Annotated in this window: 10 protein-coding genes; 7 read left to right on the top strand and 3 right to left on the bottom strand. The window is 72.3% G+C overall.

Annotated features, from left to right (window positions below; translation table 11 throughout):
* Window positions 1–31 precede the first annotated feature (31 nt).
* Together ACGFWI_RS20450 and ACGFWI_RS20445 are read right to left on the bottom strand one after the other, a co-directional pair.
* Window positions 32–1,402: an ABC transporter substrate-binding protein gene (locus tag ACGFWI_RS20450; RefSeq protein ID WP_393907375.1), complete on the bottom strand. Its 1,371-nt coding sequence runs from the start codon at window positions 1,400–1,402 to the stop codon at window positions 32–34.
* A 285-nt stretch (window positions 1,403–1,687) separates the two neighbouring features.
* Window positions 1,688–5,113, bottom strand: a complete 3,426-nt coding sequence (locus tag ACGFWI_RS20445; RefSeq protein WP_393907413.1) for an FHA domain-containing protein — start codon at window positions 5,111–5,113, stop codon at window positions 1,688–1,690.
* Window positions 5,114–5,604: 491 nt separating this feature from the next.
* Here ACGFWI_RS20445 and ACGFWI_RS20440 point away from each other — a divergent pair, with 491 nt between their 5' ends.
* The 4 genes from ACGFWI_RS20440 to ACGFWI_RS20425 all read left to right on the top strand — a co-directional run bounded on the left by ACGFWI_RS20440 (window position 5,605) and on the right by ACGFWI_RS20425 (window position 11,278).
* Entirely contained in the window at window positions 5,605–7,236 is a 1,632-nt protein-coding gene (locus ACGFWI_RS20440) for a serine/threonine-protein kinase (protein ID WP_393907374.1), read from the top strand.
* A gap of 339 nt (window positions 7,237–7,575) precedes the next feature.
* Window positions 7,576–8,886, top strand: a complete 1,311-nt coding sequence (locus ACGFWI_RS20435; protein WP_393907373.1) for a serine/threonine-protein kinase — start codon at window positions 7,576–7,578, stop codon at window positions 8,884–8,886.
* 170 nt (window positions 8,887–9,056) lie between these two features.
* Window positions 9,057–10,163 carry a peptide chain release factor 2 gene (gene prfB, locus ACGFWI_RS20430; protein WP_393907372.1) on the top strand — a complete coding sequence of 369 codons (1,107 nt, stop codon included), beginning with the start codon at window positions 9,057–9,059 and terminating at the stop codon, window positions 10,161–10,163.
* A 323-nt stretch (window positions 10,164–10,486) separates the two neighbouring features.
* Window positions 10,487–11,278 carry a hypothetical protein gene (locus ACGFWI_RS20425; protein ID WP_393907371.1) on the top strand — a complete coding sequence of 264 codons (792 nt, stop codon included), beginning with the start codon at window positions 10,487–10,489 and terminating at the stop codon, window positions 11,276–11,278.
* 101 nt (window positions 11,279–11,379) lie between these two features.
* Here the strand turns inward: ACGFWI_RS20425 and ACGFWI_RS20420 are convergent, their stop codons facing one another.
* Complete coding sequence (locus ACGFWI_RS20420; RefSeq protein ID WP_393907370.1) at window positions 11,380–11,574, bottom strand: hypothetical protein; 195 nt, start codon at window positions 11,572–11,574, stop codon at window positions 11,380–11,382.
* A gap of 249 nt (window positions 11,575–11,823) precedes the next feature.
* Between ACGFWI_RS20420 and ftsE the strand changes: the two genes are divergently transcribed.
* The 3 genes from ftsE to ACGFWI_RS20405 all read left to right on the top strand — a co-directional run bounded on the left by ftsE (window position 11,824) and on the right by ACGFWI_RS20405 (window position 14,726).
* Complete coding sequence (gene ftsE, locus ACGFWI_RS20415; RefSeq protein WP_168479372.1) at window positions 11,824–12,513, top strand: cell division ATP-binding protein FtsE; 690 nt, start codon at window positions 11,824–11,826, stop codon at window positions 12,511–12,513.
* A gap of 9 nt (window positions 12,514–12,522) precedes the next feature.
* Complete coding sequence (gene ftsX, locus ACGFWI_RS20410; protein WP_393907369.1) at window positions 12,523–13,437, top strand: permease-like cell division protein FtsX; 915 nt, start codon at window positions 12,523–12,525, stop codon at window positions 13,435–13,437.
* Between the two features lie 68 nt (window positions 13,438–13,505).
* Window positions 13,506–14,726, top strand: coding sequence for a S41 family peptidase (locus ACGFWI_RS20405; RefSeq protein WP_393907368.1), 1,221 nt, complete (start codon window positions 13,506–13,508; stop codon window positions 14,724–14,726).
* Window positions 14,727–14,736 lie beyond the last annotated feature (10 nt).

The following is a 14,736-nucleotide window of genomic DNA, read 5'->3' as shown; positions in this document are numbered from 1 at the left end:
GGTCCCGGTCGAGGCGGTCGGCGGCAGCCGCTCAGTGCCCGAACGACTTCGCGGCGTCCTTCTCCAACTGCGCCTGGGTGCCCGCGATGTCCTTGGGGCTCTTCAGGAAGTCCTGCAGGTCCTTCCACTCGCCCTGCCCCGGCTTGCCGCCGAAGGAGGCGGGCGCCTGATCGGACATGTCGAAGCGGAAACCGTCGCCCGCCGCGATCAGCGCCCCGGCGATCTCGCGCATCACACCGTTGGCGTACGCCGCCTGGTCGAGCTCCTTGTTGGGCGAGACGAACCCGCCCGCCTGCGCCCAGATCTTGGCGGCATCCGTCGACGCCAGGAACGTCAGCAACGCCTGCGAGGCCTTGGTGTCCTTGAGAGCCACCGCCACATCGCCGCCGGTCACCACCGGGGACTTGGCGCCCACCGCGGGGAACGGGAAGACCTTGGCGTCCGTGCCGACCTTGGCCTTGGTCTGGGTGATGTTGGCCGCCGCGAAGTCCGCCGAGGAGACCATCGCGGCCTTGGGGGTGTCGCCGCTGAAGGTCTGGGTCACCGAGGTCGGGAAGTCCGTCTGCAGCGCACCGGAGTTGCCACCCGCGAGCAGGTCCTTACGGCCGAAGAGCTGACCGAGCGTGGTCAGCGCCTGCTTGACGGAGGCATCGGTCCACTTGATCTTGTGCTGCGCCAGCTGGTCGTACTTCTCCGGCCCCGCCTGGGAGAGATAGATGTTCTCGAACCAGTCGGTCAGCGTCCAGCCGTCCGAACCGCCCACCGAGACCGGCTCCACGCCCGATTCGGAGAGCGTCTGCGCCGTCTTGAGGAAGTCCTGCCAGGTCTTCGGCTCCTTGGCGCCGGCGTTGTCGAACGCCTGGGCGTTGTACCAGACCAGCGACTTGTTGCTGGCCTTGAAGTAGACGCCGTACCGGGTGCCCTTGTGGGCGCCGAGATCCTGCCAGCCCTTGGTGTAGTTCTTGGCGAGCTGCGCCTTGGCGGCCGTACCGAGCGGCTTGAGCCAGCCCTTCCCGGCGAACTCGTTGAGCACACCGACCTGCTGCAGCATCGCGACGTCCGGCGGCCCGCCGCCGGCGATCTTGGAGCCGATGAAGCCGGCCATGTCGTCGCCGCTGGGCACGAAGTCGACCGTGGCGCCGGTGCGCTTTTCGAACTCGTCCAGCACCTTGACGAAGTTCTCCCGCTCGGGGCCCGTCCAGACCGCGGTGACCTGCAGCTTCTGGCCCTTGAGCTGGGGGAGTTGCACGGTGGGGGCGGTGCTGCCGCCCTTGCTGCCACCACTGCCGCTGTCCTTCGTGCCGCCGCCGCTGCCGCACGCGGCCAGCGTCAGGGCGAGCGCCGTGGCCGCCGCTACAGCGGTGGTGGCGCGTACAGCCGTGCGGTCGAGTCCTCTGCGCATCCCCGTAGCCCCTTATCGCTGCGCCTGCCGTGCCGGGTGCGAAGGGGGCCGTGTCACGTCCTGCCGCGGCGCCCCTGCCGTGCCGTTCGCGTCGTGCCGTGCGGTGGTGCGTGATCGCGCTGCGCCTCGTCGTGCTCCGCGGTGTGCGGTGGTGCTCTGCGGTGTGCGACAGTCCTACGCCCTGGCCACGGGGTCCGCAATACCGCGTTCGGTGTCAACTGGCCTTTCGTGACGGTGCTGTTATGGGCGGCGCACCGGGGTTCACCACAGGCGGCGCACCGGGGTTCACACCAGGGGCGGGGCGGAGGGTGCGCCCGAGGACTGTGCGGCCCGCTGCAGCGCGCTGGCCAGCAGGGCCAGGTCCGTCGGGCCATTGCCCAGCTCGCGCAGCGGGCGCCGGGCCGGCGGGTCGCCCATCCGCTGCCACTCCAGCGGCACGACCGTCGGCCGGAGCGTGGACGTCCGGGGTATCCGGCCGGTCACCCGGCCCGCCTGGAACGGTGTCGAGGAGCCGTCGGCCGCGCGGTGCAGCCGTCCGCGGCCCGTGGGCACCGGCTCGGACGGATCACCGATGGCGCCCAACTGGACACGCAGACCGGCCCGTTCGCTGGTCGCGGTCTCCGCCGTACGGTCCGGATGGCCGGTGGCGGCTATCAGATGGACCCCGAGCGCCGCTCCGTCCCGGGCCACCGCCTCCAGGGCTCGCACCACGGAACCGGCGGCCGGCCGGCCCGTGCTGCCCAGTGCCGGCGCCACCAGGGCGTCGAAGTCGTCGACGAGCACGAAGAGCCGGGGCATCGGCGCGGCCGCTTCGGTGTCGCCCTCCGGGGCCGCCGGGCCGGCGGGCGGTGTGCTGCGTGCGCGCAGTCGCAGGGTTCCGGTCGTCGACGGGTTCGCCGCTGCGCCGCCGTCCGTTCCACTATCACGGCAACGATTACGGAGAGTAATCGGTTCCTGCTCTCCGTCACCGCCCTCGGCCGGGCGTCGGGGGGCGACGATCCGGGGGGCCGGCAGATGCTTGGCCCGCCACTCGGCGAACGGGGTGCCGGCCAGTATTTCCGCCCGCCGCTTCAGCTCGGAGGACAGCGCCTGGGCGAACTCCCGCATCCGGACCGGGTCCGAGGAGGCGAGATAGGTCGTGACATGCGGCAGGTCCGTACAGACCCGCAGCCCCTCGCCGCGCTCGCTGCCGCCGCCGTCCACCAGCACCAGCGACAGCAGGTCCGGGCGGTCGGCGGCCGCCAGCGAGGCGGCCAGCGAACGCAGCAGTTCGGTCTTGCCGGTGGCCGCCGCGCCTTCCAGGACGAGATGTGAGCCGTCGGCGACGAGATCGGCGCACAGCGGGCCGTGCGGTCCGGCACCCAGCACCGCGGCGGTGCCCGGCCGGTCGGTGTCCAGCGCGGCGGCCCAACGGGCCATCAGGGACGCCGGGGTGGCGCGGGCGAGCCCCAACTCGTCCAGCAGCCGCGCCGTATCGGGCAGCGGGACGGCCGCGCGAGGCGCCCTCCCGCTCCCGGAAGCGGCCGCCGCATCGGTCTCGCGCAGCGGCGCCAGCGCCCGCGCGAACCGCTCGGCCCAGGCGCCGGAGACCGCATCCACCGTCGCGACCGTGCCGTTGGGCCCGGAGCCCGGCTGGACGACGCGCAGCGCCGTGGCGACATCGCCGCTGAGCACCGCGACGGCCCCGCACTCACCGAAGGCCGGCGACGCCGCCCGGGCCGCTTCGTACGTCGCGGCCAGCGGGAAGGCGGGCGAGGCTGCCGGGGTCTCCGCCAGGCACAGCAGATGGATACCGGCGGCCGGGCCGCCCGCGGCGAGCCGGGCGGTGGTCTCGCGCAGCGCGGAGCTGCCGGGGTCGCCGTCCACGACGACGAGCGTGTACGGGCCCTGGTGGCGGGCGGCGGCGGAGGCGATCTCCGCCCGTTCGGCGCCGGCCCAGCCGGGGCCCAGCGGGCCGTCGTCGAGCCGGCGCACCAGCTCGGACGTACGGGCCGCGGCCTGGTCCTTGTCGTACGCGAGCAGCAGCCGGCAGTCCTGGCCATGGGCCGGGCGGACCTGCGGCAGCCAGCCGAGCCAGGACCAGTCCGCCACCCGCTCCTCGGCGGGGCGCGTCCGGTCGGTGCTGATCAGTACGAGGTCGAGGGTGCCGGGGGAGTGCAGGGCGGTGAGCTGGGCGAGGGTGCCGCGGGCCAGCCCGGTCAGCCGCGCACGCGGCCCGGCGAGGCCGAGGGAGCCCGCCCGGCGCAGATCGACGGTGACCGGTACGGCGGCCCGGCCGCCGTACCGGGCGGCCGTCCCCAGCCGGACGGTCAGTGCGTCGGGGTGGTCCGGGCCGCGCTCCCAGAGCCGGGGTCCCGGGCCCAGCGCGGTGAGCAGGACCGCGGCGGCATCCGGCCAGCGTTCGTCCGGGGCCGGTCCGGAGTGCGTTTCGGGTGCCGGGGCGGCCTCGGCGGCGTCCGTGAAGGCTGCCGTGGCGGCGCCGGCCGGTTCGTACTCCGGCGCGAAGGTGTCGTCCGGCTGTTCCAGGGCGGGCCGGCCGCCGGCCAGCCGCCGCGCCCAGGCGCCGATGCCGCCCCGCCGCCCGCCTTTACGGGCCCCCTCATCGGCCGGTGCCAAAGACTGCTGCCCGCCGTGTGTCCGGTCCTGTGCACCGGCGGGAAGGCCGTCGGTGCGCTCCCGGACCCCGGGGCCGAAGCCGTCCGCCGGGCCGCCGTCGGTGGTGCGGTCGTAGACATGGCCCGTGGCGGCGGCCGGGAAGGGCGCGGCGGCGCCGCCGCGCGGGGAGTCGTGGCCGGGGGCGTCGTACCGGGCCGGGGTGCCGCGCAGGGGCGTGTCCCGCCGCCGCGTCGAGCCCGCGGCCTGCGCGGAGGCCGGGGCCGGTACGGGAGCGGTTGCGCCGCCGGGCACCCGGGAGTGGGCCCCGGCTCCTGCGTACGCCCCTTCCGCGGCGGATGTGGCTGCGCGCGGACCCGGTGCCGTCCCGAGGTCTCCGTAACTCTCCGTCCGGTCCGCCGCCACCGCGTCCGGGCCCGCGCCGGCCGTCCCCGGGGCGATCCGCAGATGCCCCTCGCCGTCCGGGGCGGTCGGCAGGGCGGGGTCCGGGGCGCCGGGCGCGGCCTGGAGGCGCAGGGCGGATTCGCCGATGCGCAGCAGGGCGCCGGGCCGCAGGGGTGCGGGGCGTTCGCCGAGGTCGGTGCCGTCCACGGCGGTGCCGTTCGTGGAGCGCAGGTCGGCCACGTACACCGAGCCGTCCGGCTCGACGGTCACGGCGCAGTGCAGCCGGGAGACATCGGGGTCGTCGAGGGGGACATCGGCGTCGGCGGAGCGGCCGATGCGGATCTGGCCGCCGTGCAGCAGATGTACCCCGCCGGCATCGGGGCCGGAGATGACGCGCAGGCGGGCGGAGCCGTGCGGCAGGCCGTGAGCGGGGGCGGGGCCCGGGCTCTGGAGGGAGAGCACCGCGCCGTCGATCAACGGGGGTTCGCCGATCGCCGCGCGCTGCGGATCGAGCCGCTCGGTCCCGGCGTACAGCACGACGGGGCCGCTGCCGCTTCCGGAGCCGCCGACGTCCGCGCCGGAGCCCGCCACGGAGGCCGCGAGCGAGCCCGCCACCGCCGCCAGCGCGGTCCCGGCCGGGGCCGTCACGAGCACATCGCAGGTCCGTGTGGTGTGGCCGCTGCGCGGCCCGAGGACGGTCAGCCGGATCTGCATCGCCGTCAACGGTCCCTTCTGCCGGGATCCGGCAGGGGGCCCGCTCGCTCCCCCCACCACACCCGAGCACGTCGGCACGTACAAGTCCCAAGTGCACGTCGCGACAAAGACCGCGCGCCCCCACCGCATCGTGCTGGGTGCATCCTCGCACCTGCGACTGACAACACGCCCGCCGACCGCCATTCAGTGATCTTGATTGGTCTTCTAAGGGCGAAAAAGTGCCTGCTTGCGTGCCGTGCCCGGCCGGATTTCGACCGCCGTGGTCAGCTCGGAACGGTCCCCGGCAGGGTGCTGCGGGCGGTGCCGGACCAGGCCGGACGCGGCAGGCAACCATCCGTTCCCAAACTGCGTCTTCCCCACAAGCCCATCCCGGGCCGCCGGACCGAAAAGTTTGTACGACGGCACTACAGTGGGTCGGACGGCCGCGCGGAGTTGATCAGCTGACCCGGCGGGCCGGGTAAGAGAACCACCACGACCAGGGAGCGCATGACGTGCGGCCGGTAGGCAGCAAGTATCTGCTCGAGGAGCCGCTGGGACGCGGTGCCACGGGCACCGTCTGGCGTGCCCGCCAGCGGGAGACGGCGGGCGCCGAGGCCGCCGTGGCAGGAGAGCCCGGCGAGACGGTCGCGATCAAGGTCCTCAAGGAGGAACTGGCGCACGACCCGGACGTGGTGATGCGCTTCCTGCGGGAGCGCTCCGTCCTGCTGCGGCTCACCCACCCCAACATCGTCCGCACCCGCGACCTCGTCGTCGAGGGTGATCTGCTCGCCCTGGTCATGGACCTGGTCGACGGCCCCGACCTGCACCGCTATCTGCGCGACAGCGGCCCCTTCAGCCCGGTGGCCGCCGCGCTGCTCACCGCCCAGATCGCCGATGCGCTGGCCGCCAGCCATGCCGACGGCGTGGTGCACCGCGACCTCAAGCCCGCCAACGTCCTGCTCGCCGGGTCGGACGGCAGCAGCGAGATGCACCCGATGCTGACCGACTTCGGCATCGCCCGCCTCGCCGACTCCCCGGGCCTGACCCGCACCCACGAATTCGTCGGCACTCCCGCCTATGTGGCGCCGGAGTCCGCCGAGGGCCGACCGCAGACCTCCGCCGTGGACATCTACGGCGCCGGCATCCTGCTGTACGAGCTGGTCACCGGCCGCCCGCCGTTCGCCGGGTCGACCGCGCTGGAGGTGCTGCACCGCCACCTCAGCGAGGAGCCGCGCCGCCCCGGCACGCTCCCCGAGCCGCTGTGGACGGTGATAGAGCGCTGTCTGAGCAAGCGCCCCGAGCAGCGGCCCAGTGCCGAGAATCTCGCCCGGGCGCTGCGCACCGTGGCCTCCGGTATCGGGGTGCACGCCACCCCGGCCGCGGCCGAGGCCGCGCTCGGCGTCGCCGCGCTGCTCGCCCCCGACCCCGCGCCCGCGACCGTCCCCGGAACGGGCGGCGACGGCAGCCAGGGCGCCGGCGGCGACGCCGACCCCACCCAGGTGCTGCCCTCGGGCGCCGGTTCCTACGACCCGGCCGCGGCGACCAGCGTGCTGCCCTCCACGGGTGGACCGGGCCGCCCCGGCGGACCGGGCGCCGACCCGACCCGCGCGATGCCGCCGATGCCCATGGGCGCACCGGCCGGCGGGCCGCAGGAGGGCGACGGCCCTCATCCGTGGGAGTCCCAGATGCGGGCCGCACGGGACCGCAACGAGCAGACCCAGGTGCAGTATCTGGACCCCGCCGAGGATCCGCTGCGCCGGCGTCCGCAGCGCCAGGCCGCTTCCCAGCAGCCGCAGCAGTACCGCCGGCAGCCCGCTCCGGCGCCGTACGCCCAGCAGCAGCCGCAGGCCCCCCAGCGCCGCCAGGAGCCGCCGCCGCAGCGCTACGAACCGCAGCGGCCGCCCGCCCAGGAGCCCCGGCCCCGGCGTGAGCCCCGCCAGCGCAGCGCCAACCCGATGAAGATCCCTGGCCTCGGCTGCCTCAAGGGCTGCCTGGTCACGCTGATCCTGCTGTTCGTGGCGGCGTGGCTGGTCTGGGAGCTGACCCCGCTCCAGGAGTGGATCGGCACGACCCGGGGCTTCTTCTCCCAGGTCGGGCACGTCTTCCACAGCGTGCAGCGATTCGTGCAGAAACTCGGCGGCTGACGCCGGCCGTCCGCGGGCTCATCCGGCCCGCGGGCGCCCCGGAACCCGTTCCGGGCGGTCATCGACGGGCCCGCGCCACCTGTTCGCAGGCGGCCGGGCCCGCGCCGTTTCTCCGGTCCTGACGCGCCGGTCCCCGGTGCGCCGGTGCCTCACTTCGCCGACGCATCGGACAGGTGCGGGAACCAACCCGGTGGATTTGTCGACTCCTGACGGACAATTTCGCTCACAGAAGTGAAGGTTGCCACGTTCCGGGGCACTGAACCCCCTGGCACCCGCGTAGCTTTGACGCCAACCTCAGCCCCCGCAGGACGCTCGGGGGCCCGACACGTCGGAGCAGTCTTGGCACGGAAGATCGGCAGCCGGTACACCGCCCACCAGATCCTGGGGCGCGGCAGTGCCGGCACGGTATGGCTGGGCGAGGGGCCCGAAGGGGCCGTGGCCATCAAGCTGTTGCGTGAGGATCTCGCCTCCGACCAGGAACTCGTGGGCCGCTTCGTTCAGGAGCGGGCGGCGCTGCTGAGCCTGGACCACCCGCATGTCGTCGGCGTCCGTGATCTCGTCGTCGACGGCAACGACCTGGCGCTGGTCATGGACCTCGTACGGGGCACCGACCTGCGCACCCGTCTGGAGCGCGAACGCCGGCTGGCCCCGGAGGCCGCCGTCGCGATCGCCGCCGATGTCGCCGACGGGCTCGTCGCGGCGCACGCCGCCCGGATCGTGCACCGTGACGTCAAGCCCGAGAACGTCCTGTTGGACATGCAGGGTCCGCTCGGCCCCGGCGGTGCGCACCCCGCGCTGCTCACCGACTTCGGCATCGCCCGGCTCGTCGACTCGCCGCGCAGGACCCTTCCCCAGCCCCCGGCCGGGGGGACCGCCGTCTCGCTTCGCTCGACCAAGGTCATCGGCACCCCCGACTACCTCGCCCCGGAGATCATCGAGGGCCTTCCGCCGCGCGCCTCCGTGGACGTCTATGCGCTGGCGACCGTCCTGTACGAGCTGCTCGCCGGGTTCACGCCGTTCGGCGGCGGGCACCCCGGGGCGGTGCTGCGCCGCCATGTGACCGAGAGCGTGGCGCCGCTGCCCGGCATCCCCGACGAGCTGTGGCAGCTGTTGCTGCAGTGCCTGGCCAAGGCGCCGGCCTCCCGGCTGCGCGCCCCTGAGCTCGCCGCCCGGCTGCGCGAGCTGCTGCCCGGCCTGTCCGGTATCCCGCCGCTGGACATCGACGAGCCGGAGGACGAGCAGCCGGAGGACGAGCAGGAGAGCACCGCCGCATCCCGCGACGAGCCGTACTACCCGTCGGCGCCCCCGGGGGAGGCCACCCCGCCGCGCGGCGCCGTCCCGCTCGTCCAGGGCGCGGTCCCCGACTCCAACCGGGAGACGCACACCAGCATGCGGGTCCCCGGCCCGGACGAGCTGGCGGGCGGCGCACACGGCACCGCCCGTACCCCGCGCGCCGCCGGTGAGCGCCGGGCCGGCTCGGCCCGGCACCGCTCGTCGCCGGACGCGCTGCGCCGCCGCCGGATCAAGCTCGGCGCGGCCGCCGCCGCGGTGGTCGTGGCGGCCGGTCTGGGCGGCTGGCTGGCCTCGGGCGACGACGCGGCGGGAGACGCCACACCGGGTGTCCACCAGTCGGAACCCGATACCCCGTGACGGCTCCGCCGTGCGGGCGCCGGGCCCGGGACACGGTCGTCCGGCCCGGGTACCGGCCGGTGCACGGGTCTGCCCACGACCTGCAGGGGGATCCGCCGCCCGTGGTTCCGGGCGGGTCCGACCTGCCGGGGCCGGGTCACGCTGACGGCGGCAGCCGTTAGGCTGGGTGCGTGGCAGTCGTCGATGTATCCGAAGAGCTGAAGTCCCTCTCCTCGACCATGGGGTCGATCGAGGCCGTCCTGGACCTCGACAAGATGAGGGCCGATGTCGCCGTGCTCGAGGAGCAGGCCGCGGCGCCGTCCCTGTGGGACGACCCGGAGAACGCACAGAAGATCACCAGTCGGCTGTCCTACCTTCAGGGCCAGCTGCGCAAGGCCGAGGAGCTGCGCAGCCGGGTCGACGACGTCGAGGTGCTCTTCGAGCTCGCCGAGGCCGAGGGCGACGAGGACGCCAGGGCCGAGGCCGAGACCGAGCTGACCTCCGTCCGCAAGGCGGTCGACGAGCTGGAGGTCCGTACCCTCCTGTCCGGCGAGTACGACTCCCGTGAGGCGCTCGTCAACATCCGCGCCGAGGCCGGTGGCGTGGACGCCGCCGACTTCGCCGAGAAGCTGCAGCGGATGTATCTGCGCTGGGCCGAGCGGCACGGCTACAAGACCGAGCTCTACGAGACCTCGTACGCGGAAGAGGCCGGCATCAAGTCGACCACCTTCGCCGTCCAGGTCCCGTACGCCTACGGCACGCTCTCCGTCGAGCAGGGCACGCACCGCCTGGTGCGCATCTCGCCGTTCGACAACCAGGGCCGCCGCCAGACGTCGTTCGCCGGTGTCGAGGTGCTCCCGGTCGTCGAGAAGACCGACCACATCGAGATCGACGAGTCCGATCTGCGGATCGATGTGTACCGCTCCTCGGGCCCCGGCGGCCAGGGCGTCAACACCACCGACTCCGCGGTCCGGCTGACGCACCTCCCGACCGGCATCGTCGTCTCCTGTCAGAACGAGCGCTCGCAGATCCAGAACAAGGCGTCCGCGATGAACGTCCTCCAGGCCAAGCTCCTCGAGCGCCGCCGCCAGGAGGAGCAGGCGAAGATGGACGCGCTCAAGGGCGACGGCGGCAATTCCTGGGGCAACCAGATGCGTTCGTACGTCCTGCACCCGTACCAGATGGTCAAGGACCTGCGGACCGAGTTCGAGGTCGGCAACCCCACCGGTGTGCTGGACGGCGACATCGACGGATTCCTGGAGGCCGGGATCCGCTGGCGCAAGCAGCAGGAGAAGTAACGGGTTCGGCCCCTTCTGAAAGCGAAACAACTGCCTCCTTCGGGGAGGCAGTTGTTTTTGCTGTGGCGGTTTGGTCACAGTCGTATGTCCAGGTACCGCCCACTGCTTGGCAATTCGGGCATCAGGACTTTATTCGACCTTGACGAGGATGGCCGAACTGGGAAGGCTGAGCGCGGCATGCGTATGTCTGGGGCGCGTGTAGGAACGGGGAATTGAGTGGCCTGCCCGCAGTGCCGGGCCGAAGCTCGCGAACCCCGGCATCGGCTCGTCGCCCCGTACAGCGGTGTTCCCATGACGAGTTCAGCTACTGGGGGTAGCAGTACATGACGAAGAAGACGCGGCTGCGCGTAGCGCGCATTGCGGCCGGCGCAGTGATTGCGGCCGGTGCGTCGCTCACCGCCGCCGGAGCTGCATCTGCGGCTGAGGTCGGCGGCTCCGGCACGAACCAGGACGGCGGCGGCCTGCTCGGCGGCATCCTCGGTGGTGTCTTCGGCGGCGGCACCGGTGGTGACGACAGCACCGGTGGCACCACCGGCGGCGACGACAGCACCGGCGGCACCACCGGCGGCGACGATGGTGGCCTGATCGAGGGCCAGAGCGGCGGTGACAGCACCATCGGTGGCCAAACGACCGGCGGTGACACGACCGGTGGCGACACCACGGGCGGTGACACCACCACCGGCGGTGACACGACCGGTGGCGACACCACGGGCGGTGACACCACCACCGGCGGTGACACGACCGGTGGTCACACCACCACGGGTGGTCAGTCCGGCGGCGACACCACCGGCGGTCACAGCACCGGTGGTCAGACGGGTGGCGACACGACCGGCGGTCACAGCACCGGTGGTCAGACCGGCGGCGACAGCACCGGCACCGGTACCGACAACGAGGGCTCCAAGCCGATCGAGCAGCCCGGCCAGGGCAAGGAGCAGATCGCTGACACGCCTGGCAAGGCAAAGCAGCAGGCCAAGGGCGGTGAGCTGGCGGAGACTGGTTCCTCCGGCACCACCTTCCTGCTCATCGGCGCCGGGACGATGATCGCGGGCGGTGTCGGCTTCCGTCTGCTGCCCCGTCTGATCAACAAGAACGGTGGCGGCGCCGCAGCGGCCTGACGCCGACGCGGTACAGCTGGAGGGGCCCGGGACGCGCTTGCGTCCCGGGCCCCTCGGCGTTGGCGTGACCGGCCGCAGCCGAGTAAAGCCTCGTACGGGTGTCAGACAGCCTGGTGGAGCAGTACACCCAGCGCGATCAGCACGATCATCAGCGCCACCAGCATCGCCGGGCTGAGCTGGGCGAAGATACCGCCCGCTTGCTGCTGAAGACGTTCTCTGCTCGCCCGGCACACGGGGCAGCGGCCCTCGCTCACAGGGGCCGCGCAGTTGGCGCACACCAGTCGGTCGTACGTCATGCGACCTCCTTCTCCACTGCACCAACGCACCGGAAGGTGCATTGGTTCCCTCTCCCACTGTGCCAGCTCATGGCCGGAACGGCGCGTCCCGCGAGATTGTGCGCCTTTTGTCCCGTAGGTGCCGTGAATAAACGCACCAACCCCCTACGCCGACTGCGCCGCCCTGCGAGGTTCGCGTATGGTCACGCACACCGACGGGAGCCGCAACTCGGCAACCGTGCCCCTATTCAGGTCGACCGTGGTGCATCAGTGATCCGATTCGACAACGTCTCCAAGACCTACCCGAAGCAGAACCGTCCTGCACTCAGGGACGTCTCGCTCGAGATCGAGCGCGGTGAGTTCGTCTTCCTGGTGGGCTCCTCGGGCTCCGGTAAGTCCACCTTCCTGAGGCTGCTGCTGCGCGAGGAGCGCACCAGCCACGGCCATGTGCATGTGCTCGGCAAGGACCTCGGGAAGCTCTCCAACTGGAAGGTCCCGCAGATGCGGCGCCAGGTGGGCACGGTCTTCCAGGACTTCCGGCTGCTCCCCAACAAGACCGTGGGAGAGAATGTCGCCTTCGCCCTCGAGGTGATCGGCAAGCCGCGCGGCCAGATCCGCAAGACGGTTCCCGAGGTCCTCGAACTCGTCGGCCTCGGCGGCAAAGAGGACCGTATGCCGGGTGAACTCTCCGGTGGTGAGCAGCAGCGCGTCGCCATCGCCCGGGCCTTCGTCAACCGCCCCATGCTGCTCATCGCGGACGAGCCCACCGGCAACCTCGACCCGCAGACCTCGGTCGGCATCATGAAGCTGCTGGACCGGATCAACCGGACCGGTACGACGGTGGTCATGGCCACCCACGACCAGCAGATCGTCGACCAGATGCGTAAGCGGGTCATGGAACTAGAGAAGGGCCGGCTCGTACGCGACCAGTCGCGCGGCGTGTACGGCTACCAGCACTGAAAGGACGCCATGCGCGCCCAGTTCGTCCTGTCGGAGATCGGCGTCGGTCTCCGCCGTAACCTCACGATGACGTTCGCCGTCATCGTCTCCGTAGCCCTCTCGCTGGGCCTGTTCGGCGCCTCGCTGCTGATGCGCGACCAGGTCAGCACCATGAAGGGCTACTGGTACGACAAGGTCAACGTCTCCATCTTCTTCTGCAACAAGAACGACGCCGACTCCGGCGCCAACTGCGCCAAGGGTGCGGCCACCCAGCAGCAGAAGAACGACATCAAGGCGGAGCTCGACCGGCTGCCGATCGTGCAGAAGCCGGTGACGTACGAGTCCAGTGACCAGGCGTACAAGCACTACAAGGAGCAGTTCGGCGACACCCCCGTTGCCGGGCTGGTGACCCCCGACCAGCTTCCGGAGTCCTACCGCGTCAAGCTCAAGGACCCGACGAAGTACGCCGTCATCAAGTCGGCGTTCTCCGAGCGGCCCGGCGTCCAGGAGGTACAGGACCAACGGGACACCGTTGAGCCGCTGTTCAACCTCCTCAACGGCATGAACATCGCCGCGCTGGTCGTGATGGGGCTGATGCTCATCGTTGCGCTGATGCTGATCGTCAACACCGTGCGGGTGTCGGCGTTCAGCCGGAGACGAGAGACCGGGATCATGCGGCTGGTGGGAGCGTCCAGCTTCTACATCCAGATGCCGTTCATCCTGGAAGCCGCCATCGCGGGCCTGCTCGGCGCCGCTTTCGCCTGTGTGCTGATCGTCGGCGGCAAGTACGTCCTCATCAACAACTGGCTGGCGAAGAAGATCCAGGTGATCAACTTCATCGGCTGGGACTCGGTGGCGGCGGTCCTCCCGCTGGTCCTCCTGATCGGGCTGCTGATGCCCGCGCTCGCCGCGTTCTTCGCGTTGCGCAAGTACCTCAAGGTGTGAGCTTTGCCAAGGGGCGCCGTACGGTCAACTTGCCGTACGGCGCCCTTTTGTCCCCTAGACTCACCGGCATGTCGGGCCCGTGTTCGTACGACAGGCCCCGCCGCATTCGCCGCGGGGCGGCCCTGACGTTGTTCCTCGCGAGTGTCCTCGCCACCGGCGCTGCGACCGGCACGTGGAGCGACCGGGCGGAGGGTGCGGCGGAGCGGACCGCCGCGGGCCGTACGGCGTTCGGCGCGCATGCTCCCGAATCCGCCACGGCGGACCGCGAGGCCGTCGAGCGGGCCGCTTCCGAGGCCGTCGCGGACGGCAAGTCCGGTGCGCAGGCCGCCGCCGACGCCGTCAGCCGCAGCGGCGACCGCTGGTCGACGATCTACAGCGCGGGCGAGTTCAAGGACTTCCAGGCGCAGTTGGACGGCGCCTACGTCGGCGTCGGGCTCTGGGTGCGGCAGGTGCCGCACGGCCGGATCGAGGTGTCCCGGGTCCAGCCCGGCGGACCCGCCGCACGGGCCGGTATTGCCGCGGGCGACCGGCTGCGCGCCATCGACGGCCGCCCGTCCCGGGGCGCACCGGTCACCGAGGTCGTCGGCCGGCTGCGCGGTGCCGCCCCCGGCGGCTCCCACGGCCCCGCCGCCGCTGCCGGCACTCCCGTGACGCTGGACCTGCAGCGCGGCACCCGTCGCTGGACGGCCACCCTGCACCGCACCCGTCTGAGATCCCGGAACGTCGTCATCGACCGGCCGGCCGGTGCGCACGGCCCGACCCGCGTCAAGATCGCCGCGTTCGCCAAGGGCACCGGCGCCGCGGTCCGCCGGGCGGTGCGCAGCGCCTCCCCGCACGGCGGCATGCTGCTCGATCTGCGCGGCAACACCGGCGGTCTGGTCACCGAGGCCGTGGCCACCGCCTCCGCCTTCCTGAACGGCGGTCTCGTCGCGACGTATGACGTACGCGGCAGCCAGCGCGCGCTGTACGCCCGGCGCGGCGGCAACACCCACCTCCCGCTGGTCGTCCTCGTCGACGGCGGCACGATGAGCGCCGCCGAGCTGCTGTCCGGCGCCCTCCAGGACCGCGGGCGGGCGCTCGTGGTGGGTTCCCGGACCTTCGGCAAGGGCTCGGTGCAGATGCCCAGCGAGCTGCCGGACGGGTCGGTCGCCGAGCTGACCGTCGGGCACTACCGCACTCCGTCGGGCCGGAACGTCGACGGCGCCGGCCTCACCCCCGATGTTGTCGTCGGGAGTGGGGCGGAGAATCGGGCCCGCACAGTATTGAGTGGCCTCGGGGGCGGTGCATAGTGCGAAAATG

The organism is Streptomyces sp. NPDC048434, from assembly GCF_043200375.1.
In the GTDB taxonomy this organism is placed as follows: domain Bacteria; phylum Actinomycetota; class Actinomycetes; order Streptomycetales; family Streptomycetaceae; genus Streptomyces.
This window is presented reverse-complemented; position numbering and strand designations above follow the sequence as displayed.